Origin of the sequence: Pseudomonas sp. WAC2 (assembly GCF_030403525.1) — a bacterium.
Classification (GTDB): Bacteria; Pseudomonadota; Gammaproteobacteria; order Pseudomonadales; family Pseudomonadaceae; genus Chryseomonas; species Chryseomonas luteola.
In genome coordinates, this window is the sequence record NZ_JAUEPD010000001.1 from 85,429 (window position 1) to 99,908 (window position 14,480).

A 14,480-nucleotide genomic window follows, 5' to 3' on the forward strand; every position below is an offset into this window, starting at 1 on the left:
CAACATAGGACAAGCAGATACCGCGGAAGCGAAAAGCCGCAGCGGTAGCTGCGGCTTTTCACGGTTACGGCGCGAGGTATTTCTCGGTAAGGCGCACCTGTGCCTTGAGTGGGCGCTCCAGGGCGTTGGCGCCTGCGCTGACGCGGTAGTTACCGCTCCGAATATGCCAGGCATTAACCTTCTCATCAAAGCGCGCCACAAGACGAGGATCGACCGTTACGGTGACACGTTTAGTCTTGCCAGGCTTGAGCTCGACCCGGTCCCAACCCACCAGACGGCTGGTAAAGCCATTTTGACTGGACGCATTGCCGATATAGAACTGCGGCGTATCGATGCCCTTGAGCTGGCCGCGGTTGGTAACATCCATGCCGAGTACGAGCTTGGAGCCACGCAGCTCGGCACTCAGGTTGCTGTAGCTGAAAGTCGTATAAGACAAGCCATAGCCGAACGGGAACAGCGGCTTCTTGCCTTCACGCTCGTACCACTTGTAGCCCACATCGGCGCCTTCGATATTGTAGTTCTCAGAAAACAGCCCCTTGCGTTCTTCCCCTGGATTAGACGTCGTGGTCGCCGGGTCACGCATAATGGGGCGCGGCAGCTGAGTCTCATCCTGTGGGAAGGTGATCGGCAAACGGCCGGAGGGATTCACACGGCCGAACAGCACGCTGGCAATCGCCTCGCCGCCTCTGGAACCTGAGTACCAAGCCTCGACCACTGCCGGCACCTTGTCCAGCCACGGCATTTTGACCGGACCGCCCGTTTCCAGTACGACAGTGGTCTTAGGATTGGCCTTGGCAACCGCTTCAATAAGCGCGTCCTGGTTGTCAGGCAGGCTCAGGCTCTTCACATCCAGGGACTCGGTAGTCCATTGCTGCGCAAAGACGATGACGGCATCGGCGCCCTGGGCCAGTTTGGCTGCCTGCTGAGGGTCTTCCCCGCTATCGAATACCACCTGCGTGTTAGGTGCCTCCGCCTGGATGGCCTTGAGCGGCGAGGATGGGTGGTAAACCATATTGGCTATAAAGGCGTTGTCTGGATATGGCGAGGGCACCTTTACGCTGCCCAGCGGCGTTACCTGACTGGAGCCGCCACCCGAGAGTACTCCGACATCCGCATGGCTGCCGATCACCACGATGCGTCTGGCCTTGCTGGACAGCGGCAACTGGCTATTGGCGTTTTTCAGCAGCACGATCCCTTGCTCTGCGACAGTCCTGGCGATCTGGGCATGGGCGTCGTAATCGATACTGGTTGCTTTGGCTGGGTGGTCGATGGCACCTACAGCAAACAGACTACGCAGGATGCGCTTGACCATGTCGTCCAAGCGCTCTTGGGGGACCCGCCCTTCCTGCACGGCCTGTTTCAGCGGCTCGCCAAAGAAAACTTCAGGGTCGAGGTTTTCCCCGGATTGCTGATCCAACCCGGCTAGAGCAGCCTTTTCAGTCGAATGTGTCGCGCCCCAATCGGACATCACCCAACCTTTGTATTTCCAGTCACCTTTTAGAACCTGATTGATCAAATAGGTGTTTTGCGAGGCGTACTCGCCATTGATGCGGTTGTACCCTGTCATCACTGAACCAGGACGGCCTTTTTCGATAGCGAGCTCAAAGGCCAGCAGGTCGGACTCACGAGCAGCACCCTTGTTGATGTCCGAACTGACCATCACGCGCCCGGTTTCCTGAGCATTCAAGGCATAATGCTTGATCGTCGAAACCACATGCTTGCTCTGGATACCGGCAATGGAATTGCCAGCCATCTGTCCGGCCAACAGCGGATCTTCACCCAGGTATTCGAAATTGCGACCATTACGTGGCTCGCGGGTCAGGTTCACCCCACCGGCCAGCATCACATTGATCCCCTTGGCATGGGCCTCGGTGCCTACCATCTCACCGCCCTTGCGGGCCAGCTTGGGATCGAAGGTAGCGGCCAACATCATGCTGGACGGCAGCGCGGTCGCGTTGTCGCCGGGGCGGATGTCGTAGGGATTGGTCACACCGAGGCTGGCATCACTTTCCTGCAGGGCGGGAATACCTAGACGTGGCACACCCGGAGCATAGGCCGCAGAACCGATGGCACCTTCCGGCTTGGGGCTATCGCCAATCGGATAGCCGAACGGGGTATGCACGAGCGCAATTTTTTCGTCCAGCGTCATTGCACTTACAACTGCCTCTGCACGGCGGTCCGGTGAGTCGTGTCGGCTTGCCACCTCGACAGCCCAGGAATGACCTGCCGTCAGCAGCGCTGCACTGAGTACCGAGAGAGAGAAACCACTGAGTCCAACTTTTGTTGGCATTATGAGTGTCCTTAGGATCTGACCTGTTCAAGTAGTAGCCTTGAAGCCGTTCGGGAGATGACGTACGGACTGGATCGTCATCTTTATGCGAGAAACCGGTCGGGTTGAACAGGCAGTTTCAAACGGCCATATCGCGAAACGATTTGGACTAGTTGCCTGAAGCCAATCTCCAGCATGCTTAAAGAGTGGAACGGAAACTGATTAGTTTCCAGTTATGTTTATTAATTTTCTAGGAAGGATCAATGACGGAACGTGAAGCCTTGACCGAACCAGCCCGCCGCCACCTGGATCGCCTTATCGAAGCGGCCCTGCGGGTATGGCTGGAACAGGGGTATCGCGCCAGCATGGATACCATTGCCGAGCAGGCGGGTATGTCCAAGCGGACGGTCTATGCCGTGGTCCGTTCCAAGAGTGAGCTGTTCGAGGCGGTAATCGATGCCTATATGGGTCAGGCGATAGCCTACATCGGCACGCCGGGTGATGATCTGGCCGAAGGACTGCGGCGCTATGTGCGTGCGATTGCCGATGTATCGCTCGGTGAGATTCCAGTGGGCCTTTTTCGATTGGTATTAGCGGAGGCGAAAGCCTTTCCCGAAATGGCGCGTCTCTACGAAGAGCGTGGTGCCTACAAGGCGGTCGAGCTATTGGCAGAGTGGATCGAACAGCAATGCCAGGCGGGACGCCTGCACGTACCGGATGCCAGGGAGGCGTCGATCATGCTGTTCGGCATGGTGATTCCAGGCCCGCAGCGCCGCGCCGCCCTGGGTGCGGCCCCCTCACCTACCTCAGAGGAGCTGGACCGGCTTGTCGACCATGCTGTGCAGTTCTTCCTGCACGGCGCCAAGGTCAGGCCCGCCTGACCCGTGAAGCAGGCTGGACGCCTTGCCCATAAGGCATGACATTGTTACGGCCAGCGCCCTTGGCTTTATACAGTGCCTGATCCGCACATTTGATGACTTCTTCAGGGGTGCGCGCTGCCACGCCCCGCTCTGCGACGCCCATGCTGACTGTGATAAAGACAATCTTGGCCTCACCGGAGCCACGTTGCTCCCTGCCCCGCTCGTCATCCTGGGGGCGGCTCTGCTTGTCCCGGATACGCAAAGGGTACTCTTCGATGCTACGCCGTACAGCTTCCAGATGCGGCAGGCATTCTTCCAGCGTCTTGCCTGGAAAAAGCAGCGTAAACTCCTCGCCGCCATACCGATACGCACTGCCGCCACCGCCGACCTTGCGCATCTTGCTGGCGACCAGCTTGAGTACCTGATCGCCGACGTCATGGCCGTGGGTGTCGTTGAATTTCTTGAAGTGATCCACGTCGGCCATGGCAATGACGTACTGGTTACCCAGGCGACTCAAGCGCTCATTGAGCGCGCGGCGCCCCGGAATACCGGTCAACTCGTCACGGAAGGCCATGTAGAAGGTTTCATGGATGACCGAGCCGATGATGATGAGCTGAACAAAGCTGATCATTACATCCAGGATCTGGGGCTCGATAAAGACCTTGGACCACATCCACATCAGACAACCAATAGCCACAATAGGCGCCGCCGTCTGCGGCCTTGGCAAAAGAACATATCGCGTGATGACAAGCCCCAACCCCACGATAAAAGTGAAGTAGGCCAGCTGCGCCAGCTTCATCCAGTCGCCGTGCAGCATGGGCCAATAGATGGTATCGACCGCGTGCAGCATCGCCTCGGGATAGACACGGCCCAGCGCCAGCGGGACGACTGTTGCCACAATCAGTAGCGTCAGCCGGGCAATGCTGTCCTGCAGCAGATGCGCCTTGACCTGCCAGACGCAATAGATGCCAATCAGCAGTGGAGTCATGACGGTGGCAAGGTGAAAGACCAAGGGCGTTTCAGGGTTGAGCGTATGGGTCTGCTGATAATGGCTGACCTGAAGCGACAATGAAAAATGTGCAATGTAAAGCGTGACCAGAGAAAACAGTTGGCTCTGCCGCTGATAGACCACACAAAAGGCTCCTCCCAACAACACCAGAAGCGTTGGGAGTACACTGAACAGCGATGCCATGAAAGCCGTGCCCGGCCAATACAGGCTAAGCAGCCACGCCACCATTGCCAGAAACAAGGGCGGCGCAAAATGAATCGGGCTTTGAGAGAAGCGGTTCCGCACAAGAAAATCCTGATAACTACGTTCACCGCCACGCGATGAAACAAATCGGATAATGAATGGTTACTGGCCTACCCTGGCAGCCTGACCTGCACGATCCTGTCTGCACCTTGCACAGCCAACAGCTGCTTCATCACGCGGAGCGATGGCCATTCGATATCAAGCATGCGTGCGGAGCATACACCTTGACGCCAATAATCTGTAATCGTCTTTACTGTAACGGCCGTCTCGCTGAGAACCTTAGCGTTAAATTGAATCCCCATTAAGAAAACACGTTAATCGATTGATTTATAATGAAAATTTACTAAAAAATTCAATCAATGCCGTTCATGAACTGTTGCCTTCAATATCAAATCGGCAGCACTCAGAGGTCTACCAGCGGCCTGATTCGACAGAAGGATAAACACGGAAAGGTTAGTGGCCCTGTGTTGCAAAGCGTGCAGCGCAGCGAGTCTCTTCTGCCTTGAGTAAACCGCTGTGCTCATGTGCCGCGACCCGATTGATGTCATTCAAGCCGCCTTGGTACGGATACCCCGTAGACCGCAATAAACACGCCTCTCCGCTTCATGAAGAGCACAGCCCGTCACCTCGATTGATTCAAGTCAATCGAGAGCGAATTAGTCCGCTGCCTAGGCAAGGGCTACCGGCATCACCTGCTAGGCTACATCGGACATACCCTTGCGAGGCTCTAGCCACTGTAGCGTCAGCTCTGATGGGCCTAGACTCGTAACCTGCTCCCTTCCATCTGGAGGTAACTTGGAAGCCCTGCTGCTTATCAGCCGCTTTGGCGCCTCCTTTATTAATGGATAAGACGTGTCTTTAAGCAGTAGCCATGATTTTGATTACGTTTTTCCGCCTCGCCCTATGGCATAACAGCTTTCAAAGAGCGTGGCCTCGTTATGTTTACTGAGCGCTTCATGAAATCGAATCTTTCCGCGAATGATGATCTACTCGACCACCCCACAGCGCAGCAGGTGATGCTCAAGCGGCTGGCCCGTATCGAAGGCCAGATTCGGGGCCTTCAGGCCATGATCCGACGCGGAGAGCGCTTCGAGTCGGTGGCCCAGCAGTTTTCTGCCTCACGCAGTGCGTTAGAAAAAGCGTATCGCCTGATGCTGACAGCATTGATTGAAGAAGCCATGAGCGATCCCGATCAGGACAGTGCCGAGGCGCCGGCCAAGGTTCGCGAGGTTTTCATCCGCTACACCTGACCCCTGCGGCAAACTGCCATCCCTTGAGGGATGCTTCTACTCTGATTTCATTGCGCCAGATCAATAGATAGCACCCTGCCATCGTCTCTAATGCCGATACTCCACGGAGTATCGACTATGAACTCGCCCTTCAGCTTTCTTAAACACCGCTTGGCCAAGGAGATCGCCGTGATTCTCCTGATCAAGCTGACCCTGCTCATGGGCATCAAGGCCCTCTGGTTCGACGCGCCCACCGTTCCCAAGGACGGCACCGTGGAAATGAGCCAACGCCTTTTGGGTGCCACTCCCGCTTCGCTTAAAATTGAGGAGACACCGAGATGATCTCGGAACAAGTCGTCGACCTGTCGCGTCTGCAGTTTGCCATGACGGCGATGTATCACTTTATCTTCATTCCCCTGACGCTGGGCATGGCCTTCCTGCTGGCCATCATGGAAACGGTTTACGTCATGACCGGCCAGCAGGTCTACAAGGACATGACCAAGTTCTGGGGCAAGCTCTTCGGGATCAATTTCGCTCTGGGGGTCACTACCGGCCTGACGATGGAATTTCAGTTCGGCACCAACTGGGCGTACTACTCACACTATGTGGGCGATATTTTCGGTGCACCGCTGGCGATCGAAGGCCTTATGGCATTCTTCCTCGAATCGACCTTTATCGGCCTGTTCTTCTTTGGTTGGGAGCGGCTGTCCAGGAAGCAGCACCTGGCGGTAACCTGGCTGGTGGCCCTGGGCTCCAACCTCTCGGCCTTATGGATTCTGATCGCCAACGGCTGGATGCAGAACCCGGTGGGCGCCGAGTTCAATTTCGAGACCATGCGCATGGAGCTGACCGACTTTGGCGCCCTGCTGCTGAACCCGGTCGCGCAGGTCAAGTTCGTGCATACCGTGGCGGCAGGCTATGTGACCGGCTCGGTATTCGTGCTGGCCATCTCCAGTTACTACCTGCTGAAGAAGCGTGACGTAGGCTTTGCCCGCCGCTCCTTTGCAATCGCCTCTGCCTTCGGCTTGGCCTCGGTGCTGTCTGTAATCGTGCTGGGTGACGAGTCCGGCTACGAAGTGGGTGACGTGCAGAAAGCCAAGCTGGCCGCCATCGAAGCCGAATGGCATACCGAAGAAGCTCCGGCCTCCTTCACCCTGTTCGGCTTCCCGAATCAGGAAACCATGCGCACCGACTATGCGGTGAAGATTCCCTATGTCATGGGCATTATCGCCACCCGCTCGCTGGACAAGCAGGTGACCGGCATTCATGAGCTCATCGACCAGCACGAAGACCGCATCCGTAACGGGATGGTGGCCTATAGTCTGCTGGAAAAACTGCGTGGCGGTGAGAAGACCCCTGAAAACATCACTGCCTTCAACGATGTGAAAAAAGACCTGGGCTATGGCCTGCTGCTGAAGAAATACACCCCTGATGTGGTATCGGCTACCGATGCCCAGATCAAGGAAGCGGCCAAGAGCACCATCCCGCACGTATCTGGCATCTTCTGGAGCTTCCGCATCATGGTCGCCTCGGGTTTCCTGATGCTGATCCTGTTCGCCTGCGCCTTCTACGCCGTGGCACGCCGCAACGAGGCCACCAAGACCTGGCTGCTCAAGTTTGCCCTGTTCAGCCTGCCGCTGCCCTGGATTGCCGGCCAGACGGGATGGTTTGTCGCCGAGAACGGTCGTCAGCCCTGGTCCATTGGCGAACTGCTCCCTACTCACCTATCGGCTTCCAGCGTCTCTACAGGTGATGTCTGGGGCTCGCTGATCGCCTTGATCGTCTTCTACAGCGGCCTGCTGGTGATCGAAATGTACCTGATGATCCGCTTCGCTCGCCTCGGTCCGTCCAGCCTGCACACCGGTCGCTACCACTTTGAGAAAGGCGCAAAGACCGAACTGCCGCAGGCGCCGGAAGCGGCTGCGACTCCAACCATCATTGCCTGAGAACACCCTTATGTTTGATTACGAGAGTCTTAAACTGATCTGGTGGGTACTGGTGGGGGTATTACTCATCGGCTTTGCCCTGACCGATGGCTTTGACCTGGGTGCGGCGATTCTGATGCCCATCGTTGGCCGTACCGACAACGAGCGGCGCGTGGTGATCAATACCATTGCGCCTCACTGGGACGGTAACCAGGTGTGGCTGATCACAGCAGGCGGTGCGATGTTCGCCGCCTGGCCGATGGTTTATGCCGCCGCGTTTTCAGGTTTCTATTGGGCCATGCTGGTAGTGCTGTTTGCACTTTTTGTACGCCCGGTGGGATTCGACTACCGCAGCAAGCTGGAAAATACCCAATGGCGTCAGGCCTGGGATTGGGGGCTGTTCGCCGGTGCAGTCGTGCCCTCGGTCGTGTTTGGTGTGGCCTTTGGCAACCTTCTGCAAGGCGTACCGCTTGAACTGGATAACACGTTGCGTGCCTCTTATCACGGTAGCTTCTGGCAACTGCTGAACTCCTTCGGCCTGCTGGCCGGTATCGTCAGCTTTACCATGCTGGCCCTGCATGGCGGTACCTGGCTGATGATGCGCACCGAAGGTGCCATCAGCCAACGCGCCCGCCGCGCCTCGCAGATTCTGGCGCTGGCGTTCCTTGCTACCTTTATCGGGGCGGGTGTCTGGCTGTGGATGGGTGGCATCAACGGTTTCGCCCTGCTTTCCAGCTTTGACGCCAACGCCGCACTGAATCCGCTAGCCAAGGAAGTCGCCCAGACCAACGTCGGCTGGATGACCAATTACGCTCAATATCCAATGACCAAGCTGGCCCCGGTCATCGGTATCGTGGGTGGACTGATGGCCCTGCTCTCCTCGACTTCCGGCCGCAGTTGGGTAGCCTTCCTCGGCTCCAGCCTGGCCATTGTGGGTACGTTGTGCACCGCAGGTTTTGCACTATTCCCCTTCATCATGCCGTCGAGCTTTGATCCCGCGGCGAGCCTGACCATGTGGGATGCCGTCTCCAGTCACAAGACCCTAGGGATCATGCTGGTAGCAGCCTGCATCTTCGTCCCGATCATCCTGACCTATACCCTGTGGGGTTACGTGAAGATGTGGGGCAAGGTGACTACCGCGCATATCAACGACAACCCCCACGGCCTTTATTGATTCATTCGTCTGCTCATTCGGCCGACCCTAAGGAGGCTCAGAACAGTCCCAGGGATCGGTCGGACAGGCCCTAAATATCTTCAGGAGTCATCATCATGTGGTATTTCACCTGGGTTCTCGGTATCGCTCTGGCGTGCGGCTTCGGCATCATGAATGCATTGTGGCTCGAAGCGACTGAAAATCTCGACGAGGAGATCCAGCCGTGATCACCCACGCCCGCCCGGTGCTGCTGCGAGGAGGGTTCAGGGTACTCTCCCTGCTCCTCGCCTCGCCGCTGTGCCTGTTGCTGCTCATCTATCCCACTGCGTTTCTGAATGCCGAAGGCCATTACAGCCATAGCATGCTTATGCTGGTGATGTGGGGCGTGGCGGGCGGCTTTGTGCACGGCGTAGGGTTCGACCCTCGAGCGAAAGTCTGGAAGTGGGCCTTTGGCCCGTTGTTAGCCTGGACGCTGATGGCGCTGGGCTACGCCCTGCTGATACAGGCCCGAATGGGTTGACGTATGAGATGCCAGCCTGATTGATGGCTGGCATCCTGTGGTCAGGTGGTCATAAGCGAGTCGGTTGGATGCCGTGATGCAATCTCCAACCGCTCTGCTGGATACCTTACTGATGCGGTTCTTGCGCTCCAGCTGGGTATCGCGTTGCTCAACCTCATCCTACTCGGCCTTCTCCATTACGCTCTGCTCTGCAGGTTGGGTACAGCCCAGCGATACCCAACATCCGTCCTGGACGGGTAATGCTTAATGCCTATTTAGGCGGCAGAGCGGTCGAGTTCATCTCTCAGGGTTTGCGCCAGGGTCTTCAAATCGTAGGGTTTGGAAAGGACCTTGAAGCCATAATCCTTTACCGCGTGCTCGGTATAACCGGTGGCCAATACAATCGGCAAACCTGGATCGCGCTCGCGTAGCGCCAACGCCAGTCCGACGCCGTCCAGACGGCCAGGCATAATGATGTCGGAAAAGATGATGTTGGGTCGTACGCTGGGCGAGCCGGACAGCATCGTCTCGTACCGCTGCAAGGCCTCGTCGGCATTGGCGGCTGTGGTTACTTCAAACCCTAATTCCTCCAGCATCGGTCCGACCACTTCCCTCACCTGCTCGTCATCATCCACCAGCAACACCCGGGCAGACGCAGCAGGCAACGCGCTGTCGGAAGCGGCCTCCTGGTGCTCGATCAATACGGCTTCCCCCAGAGGCAGCATGATTGTAAGGGTCGTGCCTACGCCTACAGCGCTTTCGATCAGCACAGTCCCCCGCGCTTGCCTGGCAAACCCATAGACCTGGGCAAGCCCAAGCCCGGTGCCTTGCCCCACCTCTTTGGTCGTGAAGAACGGCTCTATGGCCCTGGCCTGCACATCTTCACTCATGCCATGGCCATTATCCTTCACGCACAACGCCACGTATTCTCCCCCTGCCAGCCCCTCTACTTCACCGGTCCGGATTACCTTGCGCACCAGCGAGACGGTGATTTCGCCGCCATCAGGCATGGCATCGCGGGAGTTGAATACCATGTTCAAGACGGCCAACTCACATTGAAGCGGATCGAGGAATACCGACCAGGACTGGTCAGGTATTTCCAGCGTGAGCCTTATACGGCTGGGCAAGGCGCCGTCCAGCAGATCGCTCATGCCCATCAGGACCGTACGCAGGTCCACTGTACGAGCCTCATCAACCCGGCTGCGACTGAACGCCATGAGCTGGCGAGTCAACTTGGTGCCCCGCTCGACAGACCGGCTACAGGCTTCGATCGCTTTTTGGGCGCGGGGTGTCGTGGCTGACTTCTCAGCCAGCGCCAACCCCATGGTTAGCGTTTGCAGCAGGTTATTGAAGTCGTGAGCAATACCGCCGGTGAGGCGCCCCAGAGATTCCAGTTTCTGCCCTTGCAGCAACGCCTTCTGCGAGCGCTCGGCCTGAGCAACCGCCTCATCCACCCGCTGGTTCATCTTGGCGTTGGCGCTCTGTATTTCCTCGCTGGCCTTTGCCAGTACGCTGGCAGTGCGGTCCGTTTCAACCATGCCTGTTGTAATGGGCTTGATCGCCTCGCCCCGGCCCAGCGCCTGGGCCGTCTGATCCAGCAGGCGAAGCGGCTGTGCGATTCTGCGCCCCATCCAGAAGGCTAGAAGAATGGCGCACCCCAACAGAATCAGTGATCCTACGATGACAGCAATCGAGGCATGAATAGCCGTACGCTGAATTTCCGCGCGTGGGAGGCCAATAACCACTGACCACCCCGACAAGGGTGCCTTGCTGAAGAAGGAGCGCATGGGCATGCCTTCCAGCGAGACCGAATCGAGAAACCCTTCACTATCGACCATCAGTCGATCCATCAAAGGGCCTGAAGCCTGTCTTCCTACAAAGTCCTGCGGACGGCTACTTCTGGTTACGACTTGAGCCCTGGAATCCATGATGACACCCAGCCAAGACTGGGGCAGCTGCTGCTCTTTAAGCACCGTATCCATTTGCGAGGCAAACGAGCCCATTGCAATAAAGTAGGCGACCTGCCCATCACGAAAAACAGGCCGCCGGACCGCAAAGCTGTACTCTTTCCCCACAGGCGCGACATACAGTCCGCTCACCAGTAATGGCTTGTTGAAGTCAGTGGCATTGATTTCAGCGTTAATGCTATGGGGAAGGTCTGCACCAAAAGGTCTACGGGTATTGATTAGCTGTTGCCCGTCCAGGTCGAACAGGATGATGGAGTTTTCCCAGGTCTGGGTAATCCGTCGCGCATGCTTGTAGAAGGCCTCAAGGTCGTTGCGCTCAAGGGAAGGCGAAATGGCCAGAGTCGAGATAATGGCATCACGCCTGAGCAGGTCACGGTCAACGGCCAGCGAAAGCGCCCGGGTTGTGGCCCGCATGCTCTCTTCCACCTTGCTTCGCTGATCCTGGTAGACGTAGTAGATGGCGAATGTAGAAGCCAACAGTGTCGGAGCCAAGATGGCTATTACCAGCGTAATAAGCTTGGCGCGGATCGACATACTGCTGCGACCTTATTCAAAGGTGAATATGCTTGAAATTCTAGGCCCCTTTAGGGAGTTTGACTATTACTAGCCAAGGGCCTTCTAGCGCCTCCTGTATCAGGATGCACCGCCCGCCGCCCTGCTGCGCCTTTCTTAAAAATGAACTCTTATGCCAGGCGGTGTTGTCGACTGGACAGTACTAGCAGCCAGGCACCCCTTCATGTGTGGACGATTTGCGCAATACCGGACCGCCATAGACTATATCGAGGCACTTAAGACATCGGTCGACTTTGCAGGCGGACTCGACCCCATGCCCATTGGCCGTTACAACGTGGCACCTGGCACCCGGGTGCAATTGCTGCATGAAGAGACCGAAGGCATCCGCTTCGATCCAGTGCCGTGGGGATACGCACCCTTTTGGGCACGTGATCCAGAGTCACACAAGCCCAAGCGGCCTCCTGTCATCAATGCCCGAGTAGAAACAGCGGCCACCAGTAAAATGTTTCGCAGCCTGTGGAAGCATGGAAAATCACTGGTAGCAGCTGATGGCTGGTATGAATGGAAAAAGGATGCCGATGACCCCAAACGCAAGCAGCCTTACTTCATCAAGCTGAAGTCAGACGAGCCGATGTTCTTTGCCGCCATTGGACAGTTTCATCGGACCGACCAACACGAACATGAAGATGATGGTTTCGTCATCATCACGGCGGCTGCCGATGAAGGCATGATCGACATTCATGACCGACGTCCGCTGGTATTGACGCCCGAAGCGGCCCGGGAATGGATAGAGCCAGACCTCTCACCCGAGCGCGCCGAGGAAATCGCCCAGGACGGCGCGATTTCTGTCGATCAGTTCGAATGGTATCCGGTGAACAAGGCTGTCGGCAGTGTTCGTAACGACAGCCCTGCCCTGCTTGAGCGAGAACCCAAACCGTTGGTATGAGCCCATAAAAGCCCGACAGCGCCGGGCTTTCGTATTCAGAAGATGTCGAGTGGGTAATCCGCGATCAAGCGGAACTCGTTGACCGACCCGCCCGTCGAGGCAGCGCCACGGTGCCATGCCTGACGAACGCGCAGGGACAGATCCTTTGCCGGCCCCTCCTGAACGACATACTTGGCCTCCAGGTTGGTTTCACGCTCTTTGTCATTATGATCGTAGGCATAACCTGTTACCGCACCCGCCTCGTCTCGGGATACGTAGGCACCGCCAGCGTCCGCATGAGTACCGTCGATGTCATAGCCATAGATGTAGCGGGCCATGAAGCTCAGACCTGGCACGCCATAGGACGTCATGTCCAGGTCGTAACGCGCCTGCCAGGACTTTTCATTCGGTGCGTTGAAGTCAGACCACTGGATCGAGTTAGCCAGGAAGATCGAGTCACCGCCGCCGCCTGCGCCATTGTTGCCGAAGCCTACATAATCAAAGGGCGTATCGCCGTGAATCCGCTGGTGCGCCAGCGTAAAGGTATGCGCGCCTAGGTTATAGGCCGCTGCCAGAGACCAGGCCGTGTTACTGATGGAGCCCGCCTCGGCGCGCCCTTCATCATTGGTACGGTAGATGTTGAAATCGAAGGTTAGCGACTGATCATTCTGTAGGGGCAGCGCATAGTTGACGTTACCGTAGTATTGACGCCAGAGGTCCTGGAATTCCGAGCCATACAGCGAGACACTGAGGTTGTCATTAACCTGATAGGCGCCACCCAGGTAGTCGACCTTGCGGGTCTCGACGCCAGCATAGGTCGCCCACAATCCGCCATCGGTGCTGGTAGAGGTTGGTTCGGTACCCGCCGTGAAATGCCCCAGGTCCAGAGTCAGGCCATCGATTTCCTTGCTAATGATGTTCAGGCCACGTGCAGTCTGCGGTAATAGTCGGCTGCCACCTGCCGCGAACACCGGGGCCGTCGGCTGCATTTCGCCATACTTCAGAATAGTGTTGGAAATTCGTAGCTTTACCGCGCCGCCAGCCTTTGAATATTCATCCTGGGTTTCGCCACTCGAGTTGACCTGGACATTGCCACTGCCAGCATGGCCATTACCGCCGTCGAGTTTAAGCGCAAGATACCCGAAGGCATCTACCCCGAAGCCTACCGTTCCCTGGGTGAACCCCGATTCATAATTGGCGAGAAGACCATAGGACCAATCGCGAGGATCACGCTGGTTATGCGCGTTTTCGTGGTAGCCATCGCCTTTGACCTGGCGATTGAAGTACATGCTGCGATTCAGGAGTTGAAGATGGCTGTCTTCGATAAACCCATTGGAATCCGCTTGACCGGCGAAGGCCATTGTACTGCTGCAAGCCATTAACGAGAGGGTTAGCGTGCTCAGTCTAAAGGTCTTCATCAGGGGTGGCTCTCCTTAAAAATGGTGCACCGTAAAAATCGAGAGGTGCAAGATCTCATTGGCAGTCGAGATTCAATTCATTTGTCGTTTGTCTTTATGGTACGCATCGCTTTCCACGGCTCGGCAATTCAGCCAAAAGCCCAGTACAGACGACGCGCTGCCCGCTCAGTGTGCCATTAAATTGCGTAGCAAACTAACCTTATAGGCACACCGGTGCCGGCCGAGATGTGCTGTCTTAACAGAGATAAACGGGACAGTTAAAGCCGAACCAGCTGAATGAGCAGGTTGGATCCTCCTCACTACGCCCAACCCGTCACACTTTGCAAAAGCGAAACTGATGGAGCACAAACCAGCTGTCGGCCAAGCGATTTTGTAAGCGCCAAGGCTTGCTGAAAGGCGGACCCACGTCCGTCTGGCGTCTCGAGCCAGAGCCTGCCCCTCTTGCTTTTCCAAAATAGTGATGCCAGACA

Annotated in this window: 13 protein-coding genes; 9 read left to right on the forward strand and 4 right to left on the reverse strand. The window is 56.8% G+C overall.

Features of this window, described 5'->3' with window-relative positions; all coding sequences use genetic code 11:
* Window positions 1-64: 64 nt before the first annotated feature.
* Window positions 65-2,290, reverse strand: coding sequence for a beta-glucosidase (locus QWJ10_RS00450; protein WP_289923466.1), 2,226 nt, complete (start codon window positions 2,288-2,290; stop codon window positions 65-67).
* Window positions 2,291-2,532: 242 nt separating this feature from the next.
* Here QWJ10_RS00450 and QWJ10_RS00455 point away from each other — a divergent pair, with 242 nt between their 5' ends.
* Window positions 2,533-3,150: a TetR/AcrR family transcriptional regulator gene (locus QWJ10_RS00455; RefSeq protein WP_289923468.1), complete on the forward strand. Its 618-nt coding sequence runs from the start codon at window positions 2,533-2,535 to the stop codon at window positions 3,148-3,150.
* Here QWJ10_RS00455 and QWJ10_RS00460 read toward each other — a convergent pair.
* On the reverse strand, window positions 3,137-4,423 hold the full coding sequence (locus QWJ10_RS00460; protein ID WP_289923470.1) for a GGDEF domain-containing protein: 1,287 nt from the start codon (window positions 4,421-4,423) through the stop codon (window positions 3,137-3,139). The genes QWJ10_RS00455 and QWJ10_RS00460 overlap by 14 nt on opposite strands.
* A gap of 914 nt (window positions 4,424-5,337) precedes the next feature.
* On the opposite strand from QWJ10_RS00460, the gene QWJ10_RS00465 reads away from it, so the two are divergent.
* From QWJ10_RS00465 to QWJ10_RS00495, 7 genes are all read left to right on the forward strand, one after another.
* On the forward strand, window positions 5,338-5,631 hold the full coding sequence (locus tag QWJ10_RS00465; protein WP_289923472.1) for a metal-sensing transcriptional repressor: 294 nt from the start codon (window positions 5,338-5,340) through the stop codon (window positions 5,629-5,631).
* Window positions 5,632-5,748: 117 nt separating this feature from the next.
* Window positions 5,749-5,952, forward strand: coding sequence for a cytochrome oxidase putative small subunit CydP (gene cydP, locus QWJ10_RS00470; RefSeq protein WP_010797548.1), 204 nt, complete (start codon window positions 5,749-5,751; stop codon window positions 5,950-5,952).
* Complete coding sequence (locus QWJ10_RS00475; RefSeq protein WP_289923475.1) at window positions 5,949-7,556, forward strand: cytochrome ubiquinol oxidase subunit I; 1,608 nt, start codon at window positions 5,949-5,951, stop codon at window positions 7,554-7,556. The genes cydP and QWJ10_RS00475 overlap by 4 nt, the downstream gene beginning before the upstream one ends.
* Before the next feature lie 10 nt (window positions 7,557-7,566).
* Complete coding sequence (cydB, locus tag QWJ10_RS00480) at window positions 7,567-8,709, forward strand: cytochrome d ubiquinol oxidase subunit II (RefSeq protein WP_289923477.1); 1,143 nt, start codon at window positions 7,567-7,569, stop codon at window positions 8,707-8,709.
* Window positions 8,710-8,804: 95 nt separating this feature from the next.
* On the forward strand, window positions 8,805-8,915 hold the full coding sequence (gene cydX / locus QWJ10_RS00485) for a cytochrome bd-I oxidase subunit CydX (RefSeq protein ID WP_010797545.1): 111 nt from the start codon (window positions 8,805-8,807) through the stop codon (window positions 8,913-8,915).
* The gene (locus QWJ10_RS00490) at window positions 8,912-9,208 is read left to right on the forward strand and encodes a cyd operon YbgE family protein (RefSeq protein ID WP_010797544.1); all 297 of its coding nucleotides are present in this window, start codon (window positions 8,912-8,914) and stop codon (window positions 9,206-9,208) included. Before cydX ends, QWJ10_RS00490 begins: the two co-directional genes overlap by 4 nt.
* Window positions 9,209-9,284: 76 nt before the next feature.
* Entirely contained in the window at window positions 9,285-9,455 is a 171-nt protein-coding gene (locus QWJ10_RS00495) for a hypothetical protein (RefSeq protein WP_289923482.1), read from the forward strand.
* Window positions 9,456-9,462: 7 nt separating this feature from the next.
* Here the strand turns inward: QWJ10_RS00495 and QWJ10_RS00500 are convergent, their stop codons facing one another.
* A complete protein-coding gene (locus QWJ10_RS00500) occupies window positions 9,463-11,688 on the reverse strand; it encodes an ATP-binding protein (RefSeq protein WP_289923484.1) in 2,226 nt (741 codons plus the stop codon).
* Window positions 11,689-11,890: 202 nt separating this feature from the next.
* On the opposite strand from QWJ10_RS00500, the gene QWJ10_RS00505 reads away from it, so the two are divergent.
* Window positions 11,891-12,613: an SOS response-associated peptidase family protein gene (locus QWJ10_RS00505; protein ID WP_122044823.1), complete on the forward strand. Its 723-nt coding sequence runs from the start codon at window positions 11,891-11,893 to the stop codon at window positions 12,611-12,613.
* A 35-nt stretch (window positions 12,614-12,648) separates the two neighbouring features.
* Here QWJ10_RS00505 and QWJ10_RS00510 read toward each other — a convergent pair whose 3' ends face one another.
* The gene (locus QWJ10_RS00510) at window positions 12,649-14,010 is read right to left on the reverse strand and encodes an OprD family porin (RefSeq protein ID WP_289923485.1); all 1,362 of its coding nucleotides are present in this window, start codon (window positions 14,008-14,010) and stop codon (window positions 12,649-12,651) included.
* Window positions 14,011-14,480 lie beyond the last annotated feature (470 nt).

What these genes read in the sequence shown, in the direction of transcription:
- QWJ10_RS00450 (WP_289923466.1), bottom strand. Translation starts at nt 2,290, where the DNA reads ATGCCAACAAAAGTTGGACTCAGTGGTTTCTCTCTCTCGGTACTCAGT.
- QWJ10_RS00455 (WP_289923468.1), top strand. Translation starts at nt 2,533, where the DNA reads ATGACGGAACGTGAAGCCTTGACCGAACCAGCCCGCCGCCACCTGGAT.
- QWJ10_RS00465 (WP_289923472.1), top strand. Translation starts at nt 5,338, where the DNA reads ATGAAATCGAATCTTTCCGCGAATGATGATCTACTCGACCACCCCACA.
- cydP (WP_010797548.1), top strand. Translation starts at nt 5,749, where the DNA reads ATGAACTCGCCCTTCAGCTTTCTTAAACACCGCTTGGCCAAGGAGATC.
- QWJ10_RS00475 (WP_289923475.1), top strand. Translation starts at nt 5,949, where the DNA reads ATGATCTCGGAACAAGTCGTCGACCTGTCGCGTCTGCAGTTTGCCATG.
- cydB (WP_289923477.1), top strand. Translation starts at nt 7,567, where the DNA reads ATGTTTGATTACGAGAGTCTTAAACTGATCTGGTGGGTACTGGTGGGG.
- cydX (WP_010797545.1), top strand. Translation starts at nt 8,805, where the DNA reads ATGTGGTATTTCACCTGGGTTCTCGGTATCGCTCTGGCGTGCGGCTTC.
- QWJ10_RS00495 (WP_289923482.1), top strand. Translation starts at nt 9,285, where the DNA reads ATGCAATCTCCAACCGCTCTGCTGGATACCTTACTGATGCGGTTCTTG.
- QWJ10_RS00500 (WP_289923484.1), bottom strand. Translation starts at nt 11,688, where the DNA reads ATGTCGATCCGCGCCAAGCTTATTACGCTGGTAATAGCCATCTTGGCT.
- QWJ10_RS00505 (WP_122044823.1), top strand. Translation starts at nt 11,891, where the DNA reads ATGTGTGGACGATTTGCGCAATACCGGACCGCCATAGACTATATCGAG.
- QWJ10_RS00510 (WP_289923485.1), bottom strand. Translation starts at nt 14,010, where the DNA reads ATGAAGACCTTTAGACTGAGCACGCTAACCCTCTCGTTAATGGCTTGC.